Origin of the sequence: Aliiroseovarius halocynthiae (genome assembly GCF_007004645.1) — a bacterium.
In the GTDB taxonomy this organism is placed as follows: domain Bacteria; phylum Pseudomonadota; class Alphaproteobacteria; order Rhodobacterales; family Rhodobacteraceae; genus Aliiroseovarius; species Aliiroseovarius halocynthiae.
In genome coordinates this window covers 78,950-101,135 of the sequence record NZ_ML660025.1, presented here as the reverse complement: position 1 = coordinate 101,135, position 22,186 = coordinate 78,950, and the positions used below count along the sequence as shown (strand labels likewise).

Below are 22,186 nucleotides of genomic sequence, written 5' to 3'. Positions count from 1 at the left end.
GAAATCGCGTAGATCATGCTTAGTTGAGAATGGTTCTTAATAAATGGAGGGCCGAGTATGCCCCAAATGAACCGACGCACATTCCTTGCCTCCGCCGCCGCTGCGGGGGCCGCGACGCGGATGCCTCAGGTGGCCGTGCAAGCCGCCAAAACCCCGCCGATGCGCCGGGTTTTGACGCTGGTCTATGACAAATCCATGGGCATGATGCGGGCGGTTGAGCGGCTGGTGCCGTAGCCACCGCGCAAAAGAAAAGGCCGGGTCGCCCCGGCCTGTCCTTTAGATTTCTTTCAAGCGATCGAGTGCGGCGTTCAGCGTCGCCTCTTCCTCTTCGCGGGCAGCAAGGTTCGCCCTCGTCTCGGCCAGAACCTCGGGCGGGGCGTTTTCCGCAAACTTGGGGTTCTTCAGACGCCCGCGCAGCCCGCCCAATTCCTTGGCCAGCTTACCCAGAGACTTCTCAAGCCGCGCGATTTCCTCGTCTACGTCGATGATCTCGGCCAACGGAAGCGCGAAGATGCCTCCCGCAACAGCAACGGTGATGCAGCCCTTGGGCAGCTCGGCCATTTCCGTGATCGAGTCGACACGCGCCATGCGCATCACCAGCGCTTGGTTGTTTTCCAAGGCGGTGCGGCCAGCCGCGTCCAGTTCCTGCTGAATCACTGGGATTTTCAGGCCGGCGGGCACGTGCATCTGCGAACGGGCAGAGCGGATGTTTTCGATCAACGAAATCACCCAGTTCATCTCGCGCGCGGCGTCTTCGTCCAACAGCTCACCGCCATATTCCGGCCAATCCGCGTGGATCAGCATCTTCGGGCGCTCGACGATCTGGCCCCACAGCTCTTCTGTCACAAACGGCATAATCGGGTGCAGCATGATCAGACACTGGTCGATGACCCATGCCATGGTCGCGCGGGTCTCGGCCAGTACGGCCTCGTCTTCCGAGTTCAGAAGTGGCTTCGAGAATTCCACATACCAGTCGCAAACCTTGCCCCAGACATATGCGTAAAGCCCATGCGCGGCGTCATTGAAACGATAGGCGGTCAGCGCCGTATCCACGTCTTCGCGGATCTTTGCGGTTTCCGAGATAATCCAGCGGTTCACCGTCTGCGTCGGGCTTGTGGGGTCGAAATCAGCGACCGGTTTACAGTCGTTCATTTCCGCAAATCTTGCAGCATTCCAAAGTTTGGTGCCGAAATTCCGGTATCCAGCCACCCGATCCTTGGACATTTTCAACACGCCCCCGATCGAGGCCATGGCCGTGTTGGTAAACCGCAAAGCATCCGCGCCGTATTCGTCAATGATATCCAGCGGATTGACCACGTTGCCGGTGGTCTTGGCCATTTTTTTGCCCTTCTCGTCACGGACAAGCCCGTGCAGATAGACCGTGTGGAACGGGTTTTTCTGGCAGACGGCCTGCGACATCATCATCATGCGCGCGACCCAGAAGAACAGGATGTCCTGCCCGGTGATCAGCACGTCACCGGGGAAGAAGCGGTTCAGCTCGTCTGTGTTTTGAGGCCAGCCCAGAGTGCCAAAGGGCCAGAGGCCCGACGAGAACCACGTGTCCAGCACGTCGGGGTCGCGTGCGATTGCGATCTCGGTAATATTACCGTCGCTGTCCCGACTCCAACCACCTGTGGCCTGAGAATCGTAGTTTTCGATGTCCACAATGTCGACATCGTACCCCAATCCTTCAGCGTAGTAGGCTTTGGCTTGTGTAAACGCTTCTTCTTCGCTTGCAGCGCAGAAAGATTTGCGCTCCACGAGAGTGTTGTCTGGATGGAAGTATGCCGTGGAGTCCTCGATCGAGTGGTCCTTCATGATAGGCGGCCCATACCAAACCGGCACCTGATGCCCCCACCAGAGCTGTCGGGAAATACACCACGGCTCGATGTTTTCCAGCCAATGATAGAAGGTCTTCTCGCCGCTTTCGGGTAGGATTTTCACGTCACCGTTCCGCACGGCATCCAGCGCTGGGCCGGCGATCTTCTCGGCGTCCACGAACCACTGGTCGGTCAGCATCGGCTCGATCACGACGTTCGAGCGGTCACCGAAGGGCTGCATGATCGGCTTGTTTTCGACGTAAGGCACGGTCTCGGTGATTTGGGTCTCGTTCCCGTCCTCGTCCTTCTGAACCCGCGTGACGTCATGCATCACGGCCAGACCCTCGGCGGTGATCTGGTCAACCACCAGCTTGCGGGCCTCGAAACGATCCAGCCCACGATATTCGTCCGGGACAAGGTTCATTGCGGCGATCTTCGCCTCGTCGAAATCCTCTTCGCCATTGGCAATGCGCTGGGCAATCTCGGCCTCTTCCGCATAGGGACGACCATCCGCACGCATTGCGCCACGGGTGTCCATCAGCGAATACATCGGGATGCCGCCGCGCTTGGCGACCTGATAGTCGTTGAAGTCATGCGCGCCGGTGATCTTCACCGCACCGGATCCAAAGTTCATATCGGGATATTCATCCGTTATGATCGGGATCAGGCGGCGATGCTCTTTCGGACCCACAGGGATTTCGCACAGCTTGCCCACGATGGGCGCATAGCGTTCGTCATCCGGGTGCACAGCAACCGCGCCATCGCCCAGCATGGTTTCAGGGCGGGTCGTCGCGATCGAGATGTAATCACGCGTCTCGCTAAGCGTGACATTCCCGTCCTCGTCTTTTTCGACATAGGTATAGGTTGCCCCGCCCGCCAGCGGGTATTTGAAATGCCACATATGGCCAGGGGTTTCGATGTTCTCGACTTCAAGATCGGAAATCGCGGTTTCGAAATGCGGGTCCCAGTTGACCAGACGCTTGCCGCGATAAATCAGCCCCTTGTCGTACATATCGACGAAGACCTTCAGAACGGCGTCATGGAAGTTGGCCGAGTTCTCGTGACCCGTGCGCGGATCGCCGGGTGCGCCCGCCATGGTGAAGGCGTTGCGCGACCAGTCGCAGGTGGACCCCAGACGTTTCAGCTGTTCAATGATGGTCGAGCCGTATTCGCCCTTCCATTCCCAGACCTTTTCCAGAAACTTCTCGCGGCCCAGTTCACGTCGACCGGGCTGCTGAGTTTCTGCCAGCATCTTTTCGACCTGAAGCTGGGTGGCGATGCCCGCGTGGTCCTGACCGGGCTGCCACAGCGTGTCAAAGCCGCGCATGCGGTGCCAACGGATCAGGATGTCCTGCAGCGTGTTGTTGAACGCGTGGCCCAGATGCAGTGCGCCAGTCACGTTGGGGGGCGGGATCATGATGGTGAAGCTGTCTGCCCCCGGCTTGGCATTCGCGCCCGCCTTGAAAGCGCCCGAGCTTTCCCATTTTTCGTAAATCCGCGCTTCTGAAGCGCTTGCGTCGAAGGTCTTGTCCATGGCCATGGTGGTCGTCCCAGATCATCTGAATTCACGTCCGTTTACCCAAGTGGGCGGCAAAGGGAAACCCCGGCTTGCCCCGCCAAACAAGGGAATGACAAAAATGCCCGACGGGGCTTGGCGGCCCGGTGCGCAAAAAAGATGAAAGGTTGGTTAACTTAAGCAAGAGTTTGAAGGGGTTTTGACAAAAAACTGCCATAATCAACCCCTAGCAGTTCCGCTCACGCGACGGATCAAGCTTAGCTGTCTGACGGAAACCCGGATCAACAGGCGAATACACATGAAAAAAGCACTTCTTCTTCTGGCCTTTACCCCCACCATGGCGCTGGCCCAAGAACGCACGTTTAACTGCGAAGTTCCAAATGGGAACCTGCCAGAAATGGCAGCGACACTGGTTTCGGCGAATGGTGGCAAAGCCGGGTATGTGCTGCTGGACGGCGAAAAAAAGGAAGCAAACGTTTATCCGGGTTTGAATGCGGTGACGTTCCTGATGTTTGCTGACGATTTTAGCTATACCCTCAACTATAATGTGAATGTTGAGAATGGCGAATACAACGTCTCGGCTTCGGGCGCGAAGTCAGGTTGGGGTCGCGGCACCTGCACTGAGGTCACTCAATAGGCACTGCCCGCCACGACATACGACAACGCCCGGCCGAACAGCCGGGCGTTTTTGTTTTGACGCGTTGGCAAAGGTGTTTCGGAACTAGCTGACAACATCTGCCGACATACGCCCAGTATGGCGCTGGATTCCTGCCAACTCACTGGCTGCATCGCGGACGGGTTTAAGCGCGTCTTGCACATCCCGGTCCAAATCAGATTGTGTATCGGCGTATTGCTCAAGATAGACACGTAGGGTCGCGCCCTCGGTCCCGGTGCCTGACAGGCGCAACATCGCGCGCGCTCCGCCCTCAAAGGTCAGGATGATCCCCTGGCCGATCGCGACAGATCCGTCGATTGGGTCTGTATAGGCGAAATCCTCGGCCTTTGTGACGGTCAATCCGGCGGCAATCTGGCCGGGTAAGGTGGGCAGTTTACCCTTTAGTTCGACCATCAAGGCATTGGCGGAAGTTGACTCTAACCCTTCGTAATCGTGGCGGGAATAATAGTCGCGCCCATAGGTTTGCCAGTGGTCGCGCAAGATATCTGCAACGCTGTCTTTACGCACGGCCAGAATGTTCAACCACAACAGCACGGCCCATAGCCCGTCCTTCTCGCGGACGTGATCCGAGCCTGTGCCGGCGCTTTCTTCACCACACAGGGTGGCGCGTCCGGCGTCCAGCAAATTGCCGAAGAACTTCCATCCTGTAGGTGTTTGGAAAGCTTCAACCCCTAACGCCTTTGCCACACGGTCTGACGCAGCCGAGGTTGGCATGGAGCGTGCAACCCCTGAAATCCCCTTGGCATATCCCGGCGCCAGATGCGCATTTGCTGCTAGCAAGGCAAGGCTGTCGGAAGGCGCCACATAGATGCCCTTCCCGACGATCATGTTTCGATCTCCATCGCCGTCGGATGCTGCCCCAAAGTCGGGCGCATCGGGCGCGTGCATATGGTCAAACAACTCTTTCGCCCAGACCGGATTTGGGTCCGGGTGGCCTTCGCCGAAATCAACCAGTGGGACGCCATTGACCACGGACCCTTGGGCGGCGCCCAGACGGCGCTCTAGGATTTCAGTGGCATATGGCCCTGTTACTGCATGCATCGCATCGAACCGCAGGGTGAAGCCGCCGGCGATCATTGACCGGATGGCGTCGAAATCGAACAAACTCTCCATCAATGTTGCATAGTCTTCGACCGGATCGACGATCTCGATCTCCATGCCGTCAAATGTATAGAGGCCCAGATCGCCCAATGTTTCCAACGCCTCGAACGGGTCGCCGCCAATCTTGTAGTCACCTATCGTTTCAGCGCATGCGACGATTTTGTCGGTAAGCGCTTCAGGGGCGGGGCCTCCGTTTTCGGTGTTGTATTTCAGTCCGAAATCCCCGTCAGGTCCCCCCGGATTGTGACTGGCTGACAGGATGAAACCGCCATCCGCACTGCGTTTGCGGATCAAGTGGCTGACCGCCGGGGTCGACAATATGCCGTCTTGTCCAAGGATGATTTTCGCCACGCCATTGGCCGCCGCCATGCGCAAGATCGTGACGATTGCCGCGTCGTTGAAAAAGCGCCCGTCGCCGCCAAGTACATATGTTTTCCCGGCAGGATCAATCGCGTTGAAAATTGCCTGCGTATAGGTTTCTAGATACCCCGGTTTGGAAAACACGGCGACCTTCTTGCGCAGTCCCGATGTGCCCGGCTGCTGACCTTCGATAGGGGCGGTCTTGACGATCTGAAAATTTCTGGAAATCACAGCGTGTCCTTCAAAAGGGAATAATTTTGTCGCGACGACGTTAGCCCAGCCGATCTATGCGCGTCGAGAGGTGGATCAGGCTTTCCGATCCTTTCACCCCGTCAATTTCACCGATCGCGTCCAGCACTTCGTCCAGCAGTGCGGTCGACGGGGCGGCCAGTTGCAAGACCATGTCCCAACGGCCCGACGCAGTGTGCGCAGCTTCGACCTGAGTGAGCGTTTTCAAGCGGGCCAGAACAGCCGGGGTCGACCGAGGCTCTATCGAGATCAGGACCGTTGCCCGAATGCGATCACCGCGTGCCGCATCGCCCAATCGCAAGGCATACCCGGCGATAATCCCTTTTTCTTCAAGACGTTCGATGCGCGCCTGTACGGTTGATCGCGCCAATCCAAGACGCCTGGCCAGTGTTGCCACCGGAAGCCGTGCATTGCTTTCAAGCTGAACCAGAAGTTCGCGGTCGGTATCGTCCATTTGTACGGTTTCCCCTGCAATATGACGGCATATAAGCGACATTTCGTCCTGAGTGCCACTGGAAATCGACGGGCCTGATTGAGATTCTAAGGTTAGCGTCAACAGGATCACGGACTTTACGACATGAGCAGACAACCCTCGATTTGGCTGACACCTTTGTCTCATCTGAAAACCGAGCGCCCCATGCAGCCGGTAATGTACTTTGCCCCGGCCGTCTTGCAAGCCACTGCGCGCCGTTTCATCGCTGGGTTTGATGGGCTGGTGACTTATGCGGTGAAGGCCAACGACACCCCGATGGTTCTTGAGAATCTGGTAACCGCTGGCTTGCAGGCCTTTGACGTGGCCAGCCCGGCCGAGATGCAGGCCCTGCGTGCCGTGTCGCGTGATGTCGAGATGCATTACAACAACCCTGTCCGGTCGCGTGCTGAAATCGCCGAGGCCGTGGCGCTGAATGTGCGCTCTTATTCGGTGGACAGCACGCGTGAGCTGGACAAACTGATCGCTCAGGTTCCGCCGCAAGGTGTTGAAATATCTGTTCGTTTGGCGCTTCCGGTTGAGGGAGCGGCCTATAATTTCGGCGCGAAGTTCGGTGCGGACCCTGAACAGGCGGTTGTGCTTTTGAAGCAGGTGAAGGCGGCTGGTTTCATCCCTTCGATGACCTTCCACCCCGGAACACAATGCGCGGACCCGTCGGCTTGGGTGGCTTATGTCTCGCGATGTGCAGACGTTGCCAAACATGCTGGCATTCGCCTGCGTCGCCTGAATGTTGGAGGGGGATTTGCGGCCAACCGCGGCGTTGCCCCGGACCTCGAGGCGATCTTTCATGCCATTCATGCCGCAGTTGCAGTCGAGTTCGGCGAGGACGCCCCTGAACTTGTCTGCGAACCGGGTCGCGCCATGGTGGCCGAGGCGTTCAGCCTTGCCACATGCGTCAAAGCCATTCGGGAAGACGGAGCAGTTTATCTGAATGACGGAATATATGGCGCTTTGTCGGAAGCACCGTCGATCGGAGTGCCGGATCGCTTGAAAACTGTGCGTGCAGACGGGGAAACCCACAAGGGCAAGCTGGAAAAGCGCATCGTATTCGGCCCGACCTGTGATTCCATCGACCAACTGCCCGATCCGCTGCTATTGCCCTATGATCTGGCCGAGGAAGACTATCTTCTGTTGGCCGGCATGGGGGCGTACAGTCTTGCGACTGTCACGCGGTTCAACGGTTATGGCGCGATTGAAACCGTGACGGTGCAGTCGCTGGCCGTCTGATCAGGCAACGTTTGCCAAGTTTATCTGCGGTGTCACACCCAATGCATGGGCGACGTCGCGGGTCAGACCCGGCTTGTTCAGCGTATAGAAGTGCAAGTCCTCTACACCGCCGTCGATCAGATCCGAACACAGTTCGGTGCAGATCGCAGTGGCCAGCAGGTCCGTCCGGTCGTCGCGCTCTGCCTTGCGGAATGCATCATCCAGCCATGCAGGCACCGTCGCGCCGCAACGCTCGGCAAATTTGCGCACGCCTTTCCAGTTTTCGATCGGCAGGATGCCGGGGATGATCGGCACGTCAATCCCCGCCTTTTCGCACCTGTCGCGGAAGCGGAAGAACGTGTCAGCCTCGAAAAAGAACTGCGTGATTGCCGAGTTTGCACCGGCATCCACCTTACGTTTCAGCCACGCAACATCAGCGTCCAGATCTGCGGCCTCGGGGTGGGGATCGGGATAGGCGCCCACGCGGATGTGGAAATCACCCGTGCCTGCAAGGGCTTCGATCAGCTCGACCGAATCTGCGAAACCGTCTTCGCGGGCGGTGAAGCGATCTGCGCCTTTCGGAGCGTCCCCGCGCAAGGCGACGATTTCTTTCACGCCCACGTCGGCATAGCTTTTCGCAATGGCCAGTGTTTCGTCGCGCGATGCCTCGACACAGGTTAGATGGGCCGCGACATTCAAACCATAATGCTTGTGGATCGTGCCGACCGCATCATGGGTCAGTTCACGCGTGGTGCCACCTGCGCCGTATGTGACCGAGACGAAGTTAGGGTTCAGTGGAGCCAGCTGGCGCACAGTTTCCCACAGCCGAAACGAGGCATCCAGCGATTGTGGGGGGAAGAACTCGAACGAGATATTAGGCGTGATCATGGCGTCCTCGGCATGTTTGGCGGTGTTACCTACTTGTGCCTCGAGATGCATTGTGAGACAAATTCATAATTTTCAAAAAGAACATGAGGATCGTGCATGTACATCGAGTTTCGACATCTGCGCACTGTGCGCGCCATTCATCATGCGGGGTCGTTGGCGCGGGCTGCGGACATTCTGCACATCACCCAATCGGCACTGAGCCACCAAATCAAAGGGTTGGAAGAGCAGGTCGGGATGGAGCTGTTTCACCGCCGGACCAAACCCATGCGTCTGAGCCCGGCGGGTATGAAGCTGCTGCGGTTGGCTGAACAGGTGCTGCCCGAGATTGATCGTATGGAAGAGGAATTTCGCGCTTTGAAATCCGGCCGCTCGGGCCGGTTGCACATCGCGATAGAATGTCACGCCTGCTTTGACTGGCTTTTTCCTGTGTTGGACAAGCTGCGTCACGCCTGGCCGGACGTGGATCTGGATATACGCCAGCGTCTGGCCTTTGACGCGATCGAGGCGCTACGACGCGAGGAAGTCGACTTTGTCATCTCGTCGGATCCGGTGGAAATGGCGGGCATCACGTTCTCGCCTCTCTTCGCGTATGAGCCGCGTTTCGTGGCCCCAACCGGACACAGGCTGGCGGACGAAGCGTATATCGTAGCGGAAGATTTCGAGCAGGAGCTTTTGCTGACCTACCCGGTGGAACGTTCGAAAATTGATGTTTTCACCGGGCTTCTGACACCTGAACGGGTCGAACCGCGCGGAATCAGACAAGTTGAAATGACCGAAGTGATCCTGATGCTTGTGGCTGCTGGGCGCGGTGTGGCGGTGCTTCCGGACTGGGTTTTGGGCGACGTGACGCGCAACCCGGATTTCGTGACCAAACCGCTGACCGAAGGCGGCTTGCGCAAGCAGATGTATGCCGCAACACGGGACGAAGATACGATGGTGCCCTTCATGGCGCATATGATCCGCCTGTGCCGCTCGGAACCGGTGAAACTTCAACGTAACTGACGCCCTTTCAGGCTTGGCAAACAAGGCTTACAGGCGTATACGCGCCGTTTGAAACATCAGGAGTCCTTTCCATGCAAGGCAGTGCAAATCTGAACGTAATGATCAAGGCAGCCCGCAAAGCTGGTCGTAGCCTTGTGAAGGACTTTCGTGAGGTCGAGAATCTTCAAGTCTCGATGAAGGGCGCTGGCGACTTTGTGTCGAAGGCTGATATTGCAGCAGAGCAAATCATCCGGGACGAGCTGATGGAAGCCCGCCCCAATTATGGTTGGCTCGCAGAAGAAGGTGGCGAGGCTGAAGGTAAAGACCCGACGCGCCGCTGGATCGTAGATCCGCTGGATGGCACCACGAACTTCCTGCATGGTCTGCCGCATTGGGCGATCTCGATCGCATTGGAACATAAAGGCGAGATCGTCGCCGGTGTGGTTTTTGACGCCGCCAAGGACGAGATGTTCTATGCCGAAAAAGGTGAAGGCGCCTGGCTGAACCAAAGCCGTCTGCGTGTGTCAGGCCGTTCGCGTCTGATCGAGTGCATCTTTGCAACTGGTTTGCCCTTTGGTGGCCGCGCTGATCTTCCCGAAACCCTTCAGGATCTAGCCCGCATTTTGCCGTCCTGCGCAGGGGTGCGCCGCTTTGGATCTGCGGCTCTGGATTTGGCTTATGTCGCCGCGGGGCGCTATGACGGCTATTGGGAGCGGAACCTGAATGCTTGGGACATCGCGGCTGGCCTGCTGATCGTGCGTGAAGCCGGCGGCTTAGTGAGCCCGATTGAAGGTGACTCGATTCTGGACAGCGGAAGCATTGTTGCTGGAAATGAGCCAATCTTTGAGAAGTTCGATAGATTGGTTTCAAACAACTAAAGCGGGTGCCTGGTGAACCGAAAAAGACCCAAGCGTGACACATTCGTGCCGTAAACATCTCCGATAGAATAGCGCATGGATACGTTGTCGCTCATATCGCCCCGCCTCACCCACTTTATCCAAGATGAAGACGGTGCCGTCACTGTCGATTGGGTAGTGTTAACCTCGGTTATTATTATGCTCGCTCTATCTTCTGCGTTGCTTGTACGTGGGAATGTGCCCGCGCTTGCAAATAAGATAAGCGCGAAGATTGATACAATGTCGGTCAAGTAACGTACCGACTTCAACAAGTCTTACTTTCGACGTCGCCCGGCCTGCGGAATGCTAGTCCGGGCGATTTTGTATCTGGCTTCTGGATGGTCGGGGTGGCCGTCAGTATAGCTCCAAAAGCGTTGCGCACCCAGCCGCAACCAAAGCGGCAAGATCAGAGCAAACCCCGCGATAAATCCTCCGGCATGGGCCCAATGGGCGACGCCTCCGCCGTCCGCGCCGAAAGAAGCAACACCGTTAAACACCTGCAAGCCAAACCAGACCAGCAGGGCGGCCCAGGCGGGGATCGGGATGATCCTGAAGATGATCACGATGATGAACAAAACATCTACTTTTGCTTTGGGAAACAGCAGAAGATAGCCCCCCATCACGCCAGCAATTGCACCCGATGCTCCGACCATCGGGATGGGGCTGCTTGGATCGGATGCTAATTGCAGCATTGCGGCGGCGATGCCCGTGGCCAGATAAAATAGCAGAAACCGGACGTGGCCCAGCATGTCTTCCAGATTGTCACCAAAGATCCACAGAAACAGCATATTGCCTGCAAAATGCATGAAGCCGCCATGCAGAAACATCGAGGTGACAAGCGTTTCCAGCCCCACCCCATGCGTCAGGCGCTGGGGGATCATTCCATAGTCGACAAACACCTGCGAAGCCGCCGTGCTTCCATAGAGAGGCCACATATAAAGAAAGACCAACGTGTTCAGGGCCAGCAAGGCATATGTAATAAACGGTCGGCGTTCTGACGGGTTATGATCGCGAATGGGAAACATGGGTTGACTTGACCCGATGCATTCCACCGGGTCAAGTCATTGGCTGGTTAGGCCTTGGTTTGTGCCAACATCAACAGTTCGGCATTGCCGCCGGATGCGGTGGTGTCCACGCAGAGATGGCGTTCATGGGTCACTGTTTCCGCCGTTGGTGCACCAGTGATCAACGGCAAAATTTCTCCGGGGCGCTTGGCCAGCGCGGTGACGATCTGACGTGCTGCCTTGTCTGCGCCCCAAAAGATAACGCCGCCGATCCCGTTGATCTTCTCAAGGGTGTCGGGTGACAGGTTGGGGGATAGAACGGCAACGCCGCCAAGCGCCTCGATCGCGGCTTTCTGCGCCCTCGCTGCTGTGTTTCCCGGCCCCATACATAGGAAAGGCGCGCGCGGGTGAACGGACAGTTGGTTCAGTTCTCCGGTCGGACCGGGCAGGCGGGAGGAGGAGAGAGTCGCGTTGTTCTGCGTTTGGGCGATCAAACCGGCCAGCTTGTCTGTGTCGGGCGCGGCCGTACCGTCGTCTTCATGGCGCTCGGCTGAAGCAGGTTGACAGAACCGATCCATATACATCGGACCACCCGCTTTCGGGCCGGTGCCAGAAAGCCCCTCTCCGCCAAAGGGTTGCGAGCCGACAATGGCGCCGATCTGGTTGCGATTCACATAGGCATTGCCCACGTGCATCCGGTCACAGACATGCTGCACGCGGTCGTCGATGCGGGTGTGCAGACCAAAGGTCAGGCCGTATCCAGTCGCGTTGATCGCGTCAATAACGTCATCCAATTCGTGCGCCTTGAAGGTGGCAATGTGCAGAACCGGGCCGAAGATCTCGCGCTTCATGTCCTCGATCCCGTTCACGCGGATCAGGGTCGGGGCGATGAAAAAACCGCCTTCGGGCGCGGTCAGTTCGTGGGCGATGCGGCCCTTGGCGCGGGCGTTGTCCACATAGGTTTTGATACCCTGGAAAGCCTCATCATCAATCACCGGGCCAAGATCCGTGTGCAGGTGCCACGGGTCATCCTGCTTCAACTCGTTCATCGCGCCGACCAGCATGTTGGTCATGGCGTCGGCCACGTCCTCTTGCACATAAAGGCAGCGCAGGGCCGAGCAGCGCTGGCCCGCTGATTGGAAGCTTGAGGCCACGATGTCGCGGACGGCCTGTTCGGGCAGGGCAGTACTGTCCACGATCATCGCGTTCAGGCCACCGGTTTCCGCGATCAGCGGGGCCGAGGGCGCCATGTTCGCCGCCATCGCGCGGCGAATGATCTGAGCGGTCTCGGTCGAGCCGGTGAAGGCCACGCCGCCAATGCGCGGGTCAGATGTAAGGGCCGCGCCGACGGTAACACCGTCTCCTGGTAGCAATTGCAGGACGTCGCGTGGCACGCCTGCTTGGTGCAGCAACTTCACGGCCTCAAACGCGATCAATCCGGTCTGTTCAGCCGGTTTTGCCAAGACACCATTGCCTACGGCCAGGGCCCCTGCAATTTGGCCAGTGAAGATGGCTAGTGGGAAGTTCCATGGTGAAATACAAGTGAACAGGCCCACGGGCGGGCGGGTGTGATCATCCATGCGGCTTGCGTAATAGCGCAGAAAATCAACAGCTTCGCGCAGCTCACCCATGCAATCCAGCCAAATTTTCCCGGCCTCGCGCGATAGCAGCGCGAAGAAGAGGCCAAGGTTTTCCTCGTACAGATCCGCCGCGCGGTTCAGGACCTTGGCGCGTTCGGACGGGCTCGCGTCCCACGGTTTGGCCGCGGTTAATGCGGTGTCCACATCCTCGGCACTGGCCCATGTGATCTGGCCGATTGGCGTGTGGGTCGAGGGGTTTTGCACCGTAACGACCGGTCCGCCCTTTGGTGTGCCAGCAATCAGCGGCGCACCGGTGAAGTACGTCGAGGCATCCGTCCCACGTGCGGCCTCGATCTGATCGAGATGCGGATCATAGGTCAGGTCCAGCCCCATCGAGTTTTTGCGTGCTCCGAAGATCTCGGGCCCGGTCGGTACGTGGGGTGCCTCGATGGTAAGGGCGTCGAACGGGCAGGCGGCGACCTCTTCCGGGGTGACGCTTTCGTCGACGATCTGGTTCACAAATGAACTGTTCGCGCCGTTTTCCAGCAGGCGTCGGACCAGATAGGCCAGCAGATCGCGGTGCGCGCCAACGGGGGCATAGATGCGGCAGCGGGTATCGTTTGCGTCCATGATGATCTGGTGCAGACGCTCGCCCATGCCATGCAGGCGCTGGAATTCATAGGCTTGCGTATCGATGCCCGTGGTCTGCGCGATATCAAGAATGGCTGCGGCGGTGTGGGCATTGTGGGTAGCAAATTGCGGATAGATGCGGTCGGTCAGGCCAAGCAATTTCCCCGCATTGGAGATATAGCTGACATCGGTCGCGACCTTGCGGGTAAAGACGGGGAAGCCGTCCAGCCCCTCGACTTGGGCGCGCTTGATCTCGCTGTCCCAATAGGCGCCTTTTACCAGACGGACCATGATCTTGCGATCCAGTCGGGTGGCGGTTTCGTGCAGCCAGTCGATAACCGCACCCGCACGGTGGCCATAGGCCTGCACCACGACGCCAAACCCGTCCCATCCGGCCAATGCGGGGTCTTCCAAAACCTTCTCGATCACATCCAGAGAGATTTGCAGGCGGTCGGCTTCCTCGGCGTCGATATTGAATCCCATGCCGGCCGATTTTGCCAACTGCGCAAGCGCCGAGACACGCGGGACGAGGGTTTCCATCACTCGTTGGTGCTGACCACGTTCATAGCGCGCAAAGAGGGCTGACAGCTTGACCGAGATGCCGGGGTTTGACCGGATGTCATCGGACGTACAAGCGCTTGCGATCTCGGAAATCGCTTTGGCATAGGCCATCTGATAGCGACGCGCATCGCTGTCAGTCAGGGCCGCTTCGCCCAGCATGTCATAGGAATAGGTGAAGCCTTTTTCCTCCATCTTCGACCCGCGGTTCATCGCAGCCCCGATGGTTTCGCCCAGCACGAATTGGCTGCCCATTTCCTTCATCGCGCGACCGACGGCGGTGCGGATGACCGGTTCACCCAGGCGTTTCACGGCACCGCGCAGAGCGCCTGCGATACCCGGTTCGCGGTCTTCCAGAACCTTACCGGTCAAAAGCAGTGCCCAGGTTGAGGCGTTTACAAGCGACGACGACGAGCGCCCAAGGTGTTTGCCCCAGTCAGACGGCGCGATCTTGTCTTCGATCAGGGCATCAATGGTTTCCGCATCTGGTACGCGCAAAAGGGCTTCGGCCAAACACATCAATGCGATGCCTTCATCGGTGGAGAGGCCGTATTCGGCCAGAAAGACCTCCATCAAGCCGGGGTCCGAGCTTTCGCGGATTCCGCGCACCAGTTGGGCCCCGCTGGCTGCAATCCGCGCGCGATCCGCATCAGACAGATTGGCCGCAGCCACAAGGCTGGTGATATGGCGCTCTTCGTCCGCATAGGCGAGGTTATCAATGGTCGTGCGCAGGTCAGTGGTCATGCGGATCTCCTTGCTTGTCGATGTGGCTATAATAACTCAAAATAATTAGGCGAAATAACTGAATTTATGATAGAAAGCGATACAAGAGGCTGACAGGAGCGTAAAATGCAGGATGATTGGAAAGTTGAATTTGATCGCTTCGATCGCTTGATTCTGGATATTCTGTCGACGGATGGGCGTATTTCGATCACTGAATTGGCCGGAAAGATTGGCTTGTCGAAGTCACCTACGCAGGCCCGGTTGAAGAAGCTTGAGAAGTCGGGCGTGATCACCGGCTATTGCGCTCAGATCGATCCAATTCGTATGGGTCGCGACCACGTTGCCTTTGTCGAGGTAAAGTTGTCTGACACCCGTGAGGCCGCGTTGACCGCGTTCAATGAAGGGGTTGCCGCCATTCCTGAGGTCGAGGAATGCTATATGCTTGCCGCGCATTTCGACTATCTGCTGAAGGTGCGTACGCAGGATATGCGCGATTATCGCCGCGTTCTAGGTGAGAAAATCAGCTCGCTTCCCTATGTGGCGCAAAGTTCGACCCATGTGGCGATGCAGGCGGTGAAGGAAGATGGCACATCGGTGTGATCTGCCGTTGCCCCTGCCTGTCTTTGGCGCTAGGAAATGTCGTGCTAGGCCCGCGTGGTGGAATGGTAGACACAGGAGACTTAAAATCTCTAGGCCGGATAGGCCGTGCCGGTTCGAGTCCGGCCGCGGGTACCAAGCAACTTACTAGCTGTTGAAACGCAAACGGCGCACCAGATGGCGCGCCGTTTTCTTTTTATATCAGTGAATTACTTCAGCGCAGCATCGGTAATTGCACTGGTCCATGCACCTTCAGGCGCTTTGGTAATGACGGGATCTGAACCGCCTCCTAGCAGGGTGGCGACAGTGCGCTCATATGCGGCTTGATCCAGCGATCCATCCGACCCTGCGGTCAGCTTACCGATTTCACCGATCATGCGGACCTGATGGGTTTCAGTCTGGGCACCGGTTTCATCATAGTCCAAGATGATCTGGGCTGCGGCTTCGGCGTTTTCCTCGGCCCATTTCCAACCCTTCATCGAGGCGCGCACAAAGCGTTCCATCTTGTCGGTGAAGGCGGCGTCCGACAGCTTGTCTTCCAGCACATACAGGCCGTCTTCCAGCGTTGCGACGCCTTGGTCTTCATATTTGAACGTCACCAGTTCGTCCGGGCTGACACCAGAGTCGATGACCTGCCAGTATTCGTTATAGGTCATGGTCGAAATGCAGTCGGCCTGACGCTGCAACAGGGCGTCAACGTTGAACGCCTGCTTCAGCACTTCAACACCGGTTTCGCTTTTGCCGTCGGTCGAGAGACCCAGTTTGGACATCCAGTTCATGAAGGGGAATTCGTTGCCGAAGAACCAAACACCAAGGGTGCGGTTGGCCAGATCTGCGGGGGACGAAATCCCAACGTCTCCCCAACAGGTCAACATCATACCGGACGACGCGAAGGGCTGGGCAATGTTTACCAGCGGAAGGCCTTTTTCACGTGCGGCCAAGGCGGCGGGCATCCATTCAACAACGACATCTGCGCTGCCACCAGCGATTACCTGCGTGGGGGCGATGTCGGGACCGCCCGGCAGGATCGTGACGTTCAGGTCTTCTTCGGAGTAGTAGCCGTTTTCGAGCGCTACATAGTAGCCTGCGAACTGGCCCTGCGTGACCCATTTCAGCTGCAAAGTGACGTCATCTGCGGCAGATGCCGCACTTGCGCTGACGGCAAGGGCAGCTGCGCCGATCATTGACTTAAGTTTCATTTCTCTCTCCTTGTTGGCTATATTATTGGCTTATTATATTTGTGTTGCTCAGCCTCGTTGTGACGGGTGCCAGAAGGTCACCTTCTTTTCTATGAATGCGACGATGCCGTAAAAGGCAGTGCCGGCCAATGCGGCGACGACGATCTCGGCCCAGACAAGATCAATGGACAGGCTTCCGACGCCGGTTGAAATGCGGAACCCCATCCCACGAGTGGGCGATCCAAAGTATTCAGCCACAATGGCCCCGATCAGGGCAAGGGTGGCGGCCACTTTTAATCCGTTGAAGATAAAGGGCATGGCTGCAGGGATGCGCAGTTTGATCAGCGTTTTGAAGTATCCCGCCGCATAAGTTTTCATCAGATCGCGCAGCATGGCGTCGGTTTCGCGCAGGCCTTGTACGGTGTTTACCAGCACAGGGAAGAACACCATGACAACGACCACAGCCGCCTTCGAATGCCAGTCAAACCCAAACCAGCTGACCAGAATGGGTGCGACGCCGACGATGGGCAGGGCTGCCACAAAGTTCCCGATGGGCAGCAGCCCGCGGGTCAGGAAGGGCGAGCGGTCGATCAGGATCGCCACCACGAATGCCGCGAGTACACCGAAAATGTATCCGCGCAGCGCACCTTTCAGAACGGTCTGAACGAAATCCTCCCACAGCATGCCGGTCGAGTTTGCGAAACGCTCGGCTACGGCCGAGGGGGCGGGCAGGATTGCGGGCGAGATGGCGAAGCTGTGAACCACGGCCTCCCACAACACAACAATGGTCAGGCCAAACAGGATCGGCACGGTGTATTTCACCGCGGCCGTGTCGGACAGGCGCGAACGGACAAGGGCGATGTTGATACCCCAAGCGACAACCCAGAAGACGAGGGCAAAGATCATCCAGCTCATGTACGCATCCCCATTTTGCGCAGCAAGACATGCTGCGTTCGATCAAGAAGCGTGACCAAGACGCCCGCCAGAATGGCTGCGGCGAACAGAGCGGCCCAGATTGCCAATGGTGTGCCGAATTGATCCCCGATCAGGATCCGTGCGCCCAACCCGCTGATCGCACCGGTTGGCAACTCGCCCACAATGGCCCCAACTAGGGCTGCGGCGACGCCGATTTTTAGCGACGTAAACAGATAGGGCAGGGATGCTGGGACCCGCAGCTTCAGGAATTGCTGAGTGCCCGAGGCGCTATAGGTTTTCAGCAGGTCCAGCTGCTCGCCGCTGGGCGAGCGAAGCCCCTTGATCATGCCGACCATCACCGGGAAGAAACATAGATAGGACGAGATCAGCGCCTTCGGAAAGCCACGCCCGTCGATCCCGGCCTGTGAGGATAAGACGATGATCATTGGAGCAAGTGCCACAATCGGCACCGCTTGCGAAATGATGGCCCAAGGGACCAGTGACATTTCAAGCACGCGGGATTTCACCACCAGAACGGCACCAAGAATGCCGACCGTGGTTCCCAAAAGGAAGCCCCAGAAGGTCGATTGCAGGGTGATCCAGCCGTGATAGATCAGCGACCGTTTCGACCATGTACGGCCTTTCAGAACCATTGCGCCCGTGGTCTTCCACAGCTCTTGTCCCACCTGTGTTGGTGTCGGCAGACGCGGGCGGTCAAGGTCATAGCCGCCTGCGATGTAGCTGCGGTTGTTTAGGAGCAGTGATAGGGTCGAGGTCTCGCGCCGTTCGACGGCCCCGGTCGGGACGACGTCGCCCCCAGCACGCGCCGCCTGATCCAATGTGACGCGAATGTTCATTGGTGCGACTGCCAGAAACCAGATCACCAGAATGCCAAACAGCACCGTCAGGACAGGAAGCAGCGTTTTAGTCATAAGAATGCCCCGCGCGTAGCCCCTCGCGTACGCGGTGGGCGACGTCCAAAAACTCTTGCGTGTCGCGAATGTCCAGCGGGCGTTCGGCGGGCAGGGGGCAGTCAATCACGTCGGAGATCCGGCCCGGACGCGGGGACATGACGACGATCTTGGTCGACAGGTACACTGCCTCGGGGATCGAGTGGGTGACGAAGCAGATCGTCTTCTGCGTCTTGGCCCAAAGCTTCAAAAGCTGTTCGTTCAGGTGATCGCGCACGATCTCGTCCAGCGCACCGAAAGGCTCGTCCATCAACAGGATATCGGCGTCAAAGGCCAGCGCGCGGGCAATGGACGCCCGTTGCTGCATCCCGCCGGACAATTGCCACGGGAACTTCTTTTCAAATCCCTCCAGATCGACCAGCTCAAGCACGCGCTTGATCCGCTCGTCTTGTTCAGCCTTGGGATAGCCCATGATTTCCAACGGCAGGCGCACATTGCGCCCGATGGTCCGCCACGGGTAAAGCCCTGCGTGTTGAAACACATAGCCATAGGCACGCGACTGGCGGGCCTCGTGCGGGGTTACACCGTTGACTGTAATCTTCCCACCTGTCGGCTGCTCAAGATCAGCCATGCAGCGCAGAAAGGTGGTTTTGCCGCAGCCCGATGGACCAATGAAGCTGACAAAATCACCCTTCTTGATGTCCAGCGACACGTCTTTCAACGCATGCACCGGGCCGTCATTGGTTTGAAAGGTCAGATCAAGGTTCTCGGCCTTGATTACCGTATCTGAAGTCACGTGCGTTAAACTCCTGTTGCCGGAATGCCGGTGCGTTTAACTGGTTGCGGAGCCGTCAGCTCTTTCCATTTCGAAAGCGCGGTGTTGACGGTGGCATTTGGTTCGCGGGCGACAAATTCACCGTGGCCTTCCTGCGTGCGGATTTCGCCGTCATGCACCGCCACCTGACCACGTGTCAGGGTGAATCGCGGCAGGCCTTTGACCTCGTGCCCTTCAAAGACGTTGTAGTCGATGGCGGATTGCTGGCTGCTAGCCGCGATGGTCTTGGACTTCTCGGGATCCCAGACCACAAGGTCTGCATCGGCGCCGACCAGAACTGCCCCTTTGCGTGGGTAGCAGTTCAGTACTTTCGCGATATTGGTCGAGGTTACGGCGACGAATTCGTTCATCGTCAGGCGCCCAGTGGCGACGCCGTGGGTCCAGAGCATCGGCATTCGATCCTCAAGCCCACCTGTGCCGTTGGGGATCTTCGTGAAGTCGCCCACGCCGGTGCGTTTTTGCTCGGTCGTGAAGGCGCAGTGGTCAGTTGCGACCACGCTCAGCGAGCCTGATTGCAGACCCGCCCACAGGCTGTCTTGGTGTTTTTGGTTGCGGAAGGGGGGCGACATGACGCGCCGTGCGGCGTGATCCCAATCGGCGTTGAAATACTCGCTTTCATCCAACGTCAGGTGCTGGATCAGCGGCTCGCCCCACACGCGCTTGCCTTGCATGCGGGCACGGCGGATGGCTTCATGCGCTTCCTCGCAGGACACATGCACCACGTAGAGCGGCGCGCCAGCCATGTCGGCGATCATGATCGCGCGGTTGGTGGCTTCGCCTTCGACCTGAGAGGGGCGGGAATAGGCGTGCGCCTCGGGGCCCGTGTTGCCTTCGGCCAGAAGCTTGGCGGACAGCTCGGCAATCACATCGCCGTTTTCGGCGTGCACCATCGGGGTCGCGCCCAGCTCGGCCAGACGCATGAAGGACGAGTAAAGCTCGTCATCATTCACCATCAGCGCGCCCTTATAGGCCAGGAAGTGCTTGAACGTGTTGATGCCACGTTCCTGCACGACGGTTTGCATGTCGTTGAACACTTGCTCTCCCCACCAGGTCACGGCCATGTGGAACGAGTAGTCGCAGTTCGCGCGGGTCGATTTGTTGTCCCAGCGTTTCAGCGCATCCAGCAGGCTTTCACCTTGGTTGGGCAGGCAGAAATCAACCACCATCGTGGTGCCACCCGCAAGCCCTGCGCGCGTACCGCTTTCGAAATCATCCGACGAGTACGTGCCCATGAACGGCATTTCGAGGTGCACATGCGGGTCGATCCCGCCGGGCATCACATAGCAGCCGGTCGCGTCGAGGGTCTCGTCGCCCTTCAGGTCCGGCCCGATCTCGATGATCTTGCCGTTATCCATCAGGACGTCTGCCTTATAGGTCAGATCGGCTGTGACGACGGTTCCGTTTTTGATGAGTTTGGTCATTTGTTATCTCCCTGTTCAAGGCGCCCGATCTCCCAAGTGCCCTCGCGCTTCCACGCGTAATGGCCGAATTCAAGATCTCTCAAAAACTCAAGGCCTGGTTCCCATTCATAAAGATGTCCTAGTCCGACAATCATTCCTTCACACTTTCCGTCTCGATGATTGAGGGCGCAAATAGCTTGCGGTCCATCCTCCTCATTTGCGACGTAGTTCAGCTCTCGTTCGCGATTGAACACGCCTTCGCACATTACCAAGGCCGTGTTGTTCGGAAGATCACCGAGTGTTGAGTTGGTCACTCCACAATCTCCGCCGTCTCCAACACGGCGTGCAGCAGCACATCCGTACCAGCCGCGGCCCATTCCTTCGAAATGTCCTCGGCCTCGTTGTGGCTTAGACCATCCACACAGGGGCACATGATCATCGCTGTGGGATAGATCTCGTTGATCCAGCAGGCGTCATGGCCCGCGCCGGAGACGATGTCCATGTGGCTATAGCCCAGCTCTTCCGCCGCATCGCGGACCGCTTTCACACAACCCTCGTCGAAGGCGGGCGGGTCGAATGTGCCGACCATTTCCCAGCTCATCTCGACACCAATGTCAGCACAAAGCTTCGGTGCACGCTCGTCAAACTCGGCGATCATCGCGTCTATGACCTCTTGCAGGTGCGAGCGGAAATCGACGGTGCAGACGACCTTGCCGGGAATGATGTTGCGCGAGTTCGGATAGACGTCGATATGCCCTATCGCCCCCACCGCGTTGGGCTGGTGCCTCATCGCGATCTCGTGGACCAGTTCGGTGATCAGCGCCAAGCCACGGCCCGCGTTGATGCGCATATGCATGGGGGTCGAGCCGGTGTGGCTTTCCTTGCCCGTGATGGTCACTTCCAGCCAGTTCAGGCCCTGACCATGGGTGACGACGCCGATGTCTTTGCCCTCGGCTTCCAGAATCGGACCTTGTTCAATGTGCAGCTCGAACATCGCGTGCATCTTGCGTGCGCCGACTTCTTCATCACCGACCCAGTCGATCCGCTTCAGTTCGTCGCCGAATTTCAGCCCTTCGGCATCTTCGCGGTCATACGCCCAGTCTTGCGTGTGCTTGCCCGCGAACACGCCCGAGGCCAGCATGGCCGGGGCAAAGCGGGTGCCTTCCTCGTTGGTCCAGTTGGCGACGACGATTGGGTGCTTGGTTTTGACGTTCAGGTCATTCATCGTGCGGACCGCTTCCAGCCCGCCCAGCACGCCCAACACACCGTCGTATTTGCCGCCGGTCGGCTGCGTATCCAGATGCGAGCCCATATAGACGGGCAGGGCGTCGGGGTCTTCGCCGGGGCGGGTGGCAAACATGTTGCCCATCGTATCGACGCCCATGGTCATGCCCGCCGCTTCACACCAAGTCTGGAACAGCGCGCGACCTTCGGCGTCTTCATCGGTCAGGGTTTGGCGATTATTGCCGCCTGCGATGCCGGGGCCGATCTTGGCCATCTCCATCAGGCTGTCCCACAGCCGATCTGGGTCAATGCGCAGGTTCTTGCGATTGGTCATATTCATCTCCCTTTGGGTACACATGAATGTGTTCGCGGAATTTGGATTCCGTCTTGACCATCAGGCTGGATGATTTCTGCACGATCGGTCAACATTTTTCTGACCGATCGTGCG

Annotated in this window: 19 protein-coding genes and 1 tRNA gene; 7 read left to right on the top strand and 13 right to left on the bottom strand. The window is 58.1% G+C overall.

Annotation, left to right across the window (positions count from 1 at the left end; translation table 11 throughout):
• Positions 1-57: 57 nt before the first annotated feature.
• The gene (locus FIL88_RS14465) at positions 58-234 is read left to right on the top strand and encodes a twin-arginine translocation signal domain-containing protein (protein ID WP_142854590.1); all 177 of its coding nucleotides are present in this window, start codon (positions 58-60) and stop codon (positions 232-234) included.
• 42 nt (positions 235-276) lie between these two features.
• Here FIL88_RS14465 and FIL88_RS14460 read toward each other — a convergent pair whose 3' ends face one another.
• Positions 277-3,360, bottom strand: coding sequence for a valine--tRNA ligase (locus FIL88_RS14460; RefSeq protein WP_142854589.1), 3,084 nt, complete (start codon positions 3,358-3,360; stop codon positions 277-279).
• Positions 3,361-3,634: 274 nt separating this feature from the next.
• Here FIL88_RS14460 and FIL88_RS14455 point away from each other — a divergent pair, with 274 nt between their 5' ends.
• Complete coding sequence (locus FIL88_RS14455; protein WP_142854588.1) at positions 3,635-3,973, top strand: hypothetical protein; 339 nt, start codon at positions 3,635-3,637, stop codon at positions 3,971-3,973.
• An 84-nt stretch (positions 3,974-4,057) separates the two neighbouring features.
• Here FIL88_RS14455 and FIL88_RS14450 read toward each other — a convergent pair whose 3' ends face one another.
• Together FIL88_RS14450 and FIL88_RS14445 are read right to left on the bottom strand one after the other, a co-directional pair.
• Positions 4,058-5,704, bottom strand: a complete 1,647-nt coding sequence (locus FIL88_RS14450; RefSeq protein ID WP_246066736.1) for an alpha-D-glucose phosphate-specific phosphoglucomutase — start codon at positions 5,702-5,704, stop codon at positions 4,058-4,060.
• A gap of 40 nt (positions 5,705-5,744) precedes the next feature.
• Positions 5,745-6,176, bottom strand: coding sequence for an Lrp/AsnC family transcriptional regulator (locus FIL88_RS14445; RefSeq protein WP_142854587.1), 432 nt, complete (start codon positions 6,174-6,176; stop codon positions 5,745-5,747).
• Between the two features lie 123 nt (positions 6,177-6,299).
• Here FIL88_RS14445 and FIL88_RS14440 point away from each other — a divergent pair, with 123 nt between their 5' ends.
• A complete protein-coding gene (locus FIL88_RS14440; RefSeq protein ID WP_142854586.1) occupies positions 6,300-7,439 on the top strand; it encodes a type III PLP-dependent enzyme in 1,140 nt (379 codons plus the stop codon).
• On the opposite strand, the gene metF is transcribed toward FIL88_RS14440, so the two are convergent.
• Positions 7,440-8,306, bottom strand: a complete 867-nt coding sequence (gene metF, locus FIL88_RS14435; protein WP_142854585.1) for a methylenetetrahydrofolate reductase [NAD(P)H] — start codon at positions 8,304-8,306, stop codon at positions 7,440-7,442.
• A 96-nt stretch (positions 8,307-8,402) separates the two neighbouring features.
• Here metF and FIL88_RS14430 point away from each other — a divergent pair, with 96 nt between their 5' ends.
• Together FIL88_RS14430 and FIL88_RS14425 are read left to right on the top strand one after the other, a co-directional pair.
• Positions 8,403-9,308 carry a LysR family transcriptional regulator gene (locus FIL88_RS14430; protein WP_142854584.1) on the top strand — a complete coding sequence of 302 codons (906 nt, stop codon included), beginning with the start codon at positions 8,403-8,405 and terminating at the stop codon, positions 9,306-9,308.
• A 71-nt stretch (positions 9,309-9,379) separates the two neighbouring features.
• Positions 9,380-10,165, top strand: coding sequence for an inositol monophosphatase family protein (locus tag FIL88_RS14425; RefSeq protein ID WP_142854583.1), 786 nt, complete (start codon positions 9,380-9,382; stop codon positions 10,163-10,165).
• A gap of 293 nt (positions 10,166-10,458) precedes the next feature.
• Here FIL88_RS14425 and FIL88_RS14420 read toward each other — a convergent pair whose 3' ends face one another.
• On the bottom strand, positions 10,459-11,208 hold the full coding sequence (locus tag FIL88_RS14420; protein WP_142854582.1) for a rhomboid family intramembrane serine protease: 750 nt from the start codon (positions 11,206-11,208) through the stop codon (positions 10,459-10,461).
• A gap of 47 nt (positions 11,209-11,255) precedes the next feature.
• A complete protein-coding gene (gene putA / locus FIL88_RS14415) occupies positions 11,256-14,699 on the bottom strand; it encodes a bifunctional proline dehydrogenase/L-glutamate gamma-semialdehyde dehydrogenase PutA (RefSeq protein WP_142854581.1) in 3,444 nt (1,147 codons plus the stop codon).
• Positions 14,700-14,804: 105 nt separating this feature from the next.
• Here putA and FIL88_RS14410 point away from each other — a divergent pair, with 105 nt between their 5' ends.
• Positions 14,805-15,278: an Lrp/AsnC family transcriptional regulator gene (locus tag FIL88_RS14410; RefSeq protein WP_142854580.1), complete on the top strand. Its 474-nt coding sequence runs from the start codon at positions 14,805-14,807 to the stop codon at positions 15,276-15,278.
• A 48-nt stretch (positions 15,279-15,326) separates the two neighbouring features.
• Positions 15,327-15,413, top strand: a tRNA-Leu gene (locus FIL88_RS14405).
• A 71-nt stretch (positions 15,414-15,484) separates the two neighbouring features.
• Here FIL88_RS14405 and FIL88_RS14400 read toward each other — a convergent pair.
• Genes FIL88_RS14400 through FIL88_RS14370 form a run of 7 tightly spaced genes read right to left on the bottom strand, consistent with a single transcriptional unit; the run spans position 15,485 to position 22,072 of the window.
• The gene (locus FIL88_RS14400) at positions 15,485-16,474 is read right to left on the bottom strand and encodes an ABC transporter substrate-binding protein (protein ID WP_142854579.1); all 990 of its coding nucleotides are present in this window, start codon (positions 16,472-16,474) and stop codon (positions 15,485-15,487) included.
• Between the two features lie 48 nt (positions 16,475-16,522).
• Positions 16,523-17,368 (bottom strand): ABC transporter permease, encoded by an 846-nt coding sequence (locus tag FIL88_RS14395; RefSeq protein ID WP_142854578.1) that lies wholly within the window; start codon positions 17,366-17,368, stop codon positions 16,523-16,525.
• The gene (locus FIL88_RS14390) at positions 17,365-18,300 is read right to left on the bottom strand and encodes an ABC transporter permease (RefSeq protein WP_142854577.1); all 936 of its coding nucleotides are present in this window, start codon (positions 18,298-18,300) and stop codon (positions 17,365-17,367) included. The genes FIL88_RS14395 and FIL88_RS14390 overlap by 4 nt, the downstream gene beginning before the upstream one ends.
• On the bottom strand, positions 18,293-19,075 hold the full coding sequence (locus FIL88_RS14385) for an ABC transporter ATP-binding protein (RefSeq protein ID WP_142854576.1): 783 nt from the start codon (positions 19,073-19,075) through the stop codon (positions 18,293-18,295). The genes FIL88_RS14390 and FIL88_RS14385 overlap by 8 nt, the downstream gene beginning before the upstream one ends.
• Before the next feature lie 5 nt (positions 19,076-19,080).
• Positions 19,081-20,535 (bottom strand): dihydropyrimidinase, encoded by a 1,455-nt coding sequence (hydA, locus tag FIL88_RS14380; RefSeq protein WP_142854575.1) that lies wholly within the window; start codon positions 20,533-20,535, stop codon positions 19,081-19,083.
• Positions 20,532-20,828 (bottom strand): hypothetical protein, encoded by a 297-nt coding sequence (locus tag FIL88_RS14375; protein ID WP_142854574.1) that lies wholly within the window; start codon positions 20,826-20,828, stop codon positions 20,532-20,534. The genes hydA and FIL88_RS14375 overlap by 4 nt, the downstream gene beginning before the upstream one ends.
• The gene (locus tag FIL88_RS14370; protein ID WP_142854573.1) at positions 20,825-22,072 is read right to left on the bottom strand and encodes a Zn-dependent hydrolase; all 1,248 of its coding nucleotides are present in this window, start codon (positions 22,070-22,072) and stop codon (positions 20,825-20,827) included. Before FIL88_RS14370 ends, FIL88_RS14375 begins: the two co-directional genes overlap by 4 nt.
• Positions 22,073-22,186: the final 114 nt, after the last annotated feature.

Coding starts and splice junctions, on each gene's coding strand:
- FIL88_RS14465 (WP_142854590.1), top strand. CDS start 58: ATGCCCCAAATGAACCGACGCACATTCCTTGCCTCCGCCGCCGCTGCG.
- FIL88_RS14460 (WP_142854589.1), bottom strand. CDS start 3,360: ATGGCCATGGACAAGACCTTCGACGCAAGCGCTTCAGAAGCGCGGATT.
- FIL88_RS14455 (WP_142854588.1), top strand. CDS start 3,635: ATGAAAAAAGCACTTCTTCTTCTGGCCTTTACCCCCACCATGGCGCTG.
- FIL88_RS14445 (WP_142854587.1), bottom strand. CDS start 6,176: ATGGACGATACCGACCGCGAACTTCTGGTTCAGCTTGAAAGCAATGCA.
- FIL88_RS14440 (WP_142854586.1), top strand. CDS start 6,300: ATGAGCAGACAACCCTCGATTTGGCTGACACCTTTGTCTCATCTGAAA.
- metF (WP_142854585.1), bottom strand. CDS start 8,306: ATGATCACGCCTAATATCTCGTTCGAGTTCTTCCCCCCACAATCGCTG.
- FIL88_RS14430 (WP_142854584.1), top strand. CDS start 8,403: ATGTACATCGAGTTTCGACATCTGCGCACTGTGCGCGCCATTCATCAT.
- FIL88_RS14425 (WP_142854583.1), top strand. CDS start 9,380: ATGCAAGGCAGTGCAAATCTGAACGTAATGATCAAGGCAGCCCGCAAA.
- FIL88_RS14420 (WP_142854582.1), bottom strand. CDS start 11,208: ATGTTTCCCATTCGCGATCATAACCCGTCAGAACGCCGACCGTTTATT.
- putA (WP_142854581.1), bottom strand. CDS start 14,699: ATGACCACTGACCTGCGCACGACCATTGATAACCTCGCCTATGCGGAC.
- FIL88_RS14410 (WP_142854580.1), top strand. CDS start 14,805: ATGCAGGATGATTGGAAAGTTGAATTTGATCGCTTCGATCGCTTGATT.
- FIL88_RS14400 (WP_142854579.1), bottom strand. CDS start 16,474: ATGAAACTTAAGTCAATGATCGGCGCAGCTGCCCTTGCCGTCAGCGCA.
- FIL88_RS14395 (WP_142854578.1), bottom strand. CDS start 17,368: ATGAGCTGGATGATCTTTGCCCTCGTCTTCTGGGTTGTCGCTTGGGGT.
- FIL88_RS14390 (WP_142854577.1), bottom strand. CDS start 18,300: ATGACTAAAACGCTGCTTCCTGTCCTGACGGTGCTGTTTGGCATTCTG.
- hydA (WP_142854575.1), bottom strand. CDS start 20,535: ATGACCAAACTCATCAAAAACGGAACCGTCGTCACAGCCGATCTGACC.
- FIL88_RS14370 (WP_142854573.1), bottom strand. CDS start 22,072: ATGACCAATCGCAAGAACCTGCGCATTGACCCAGATCGGCTGTGGGAC.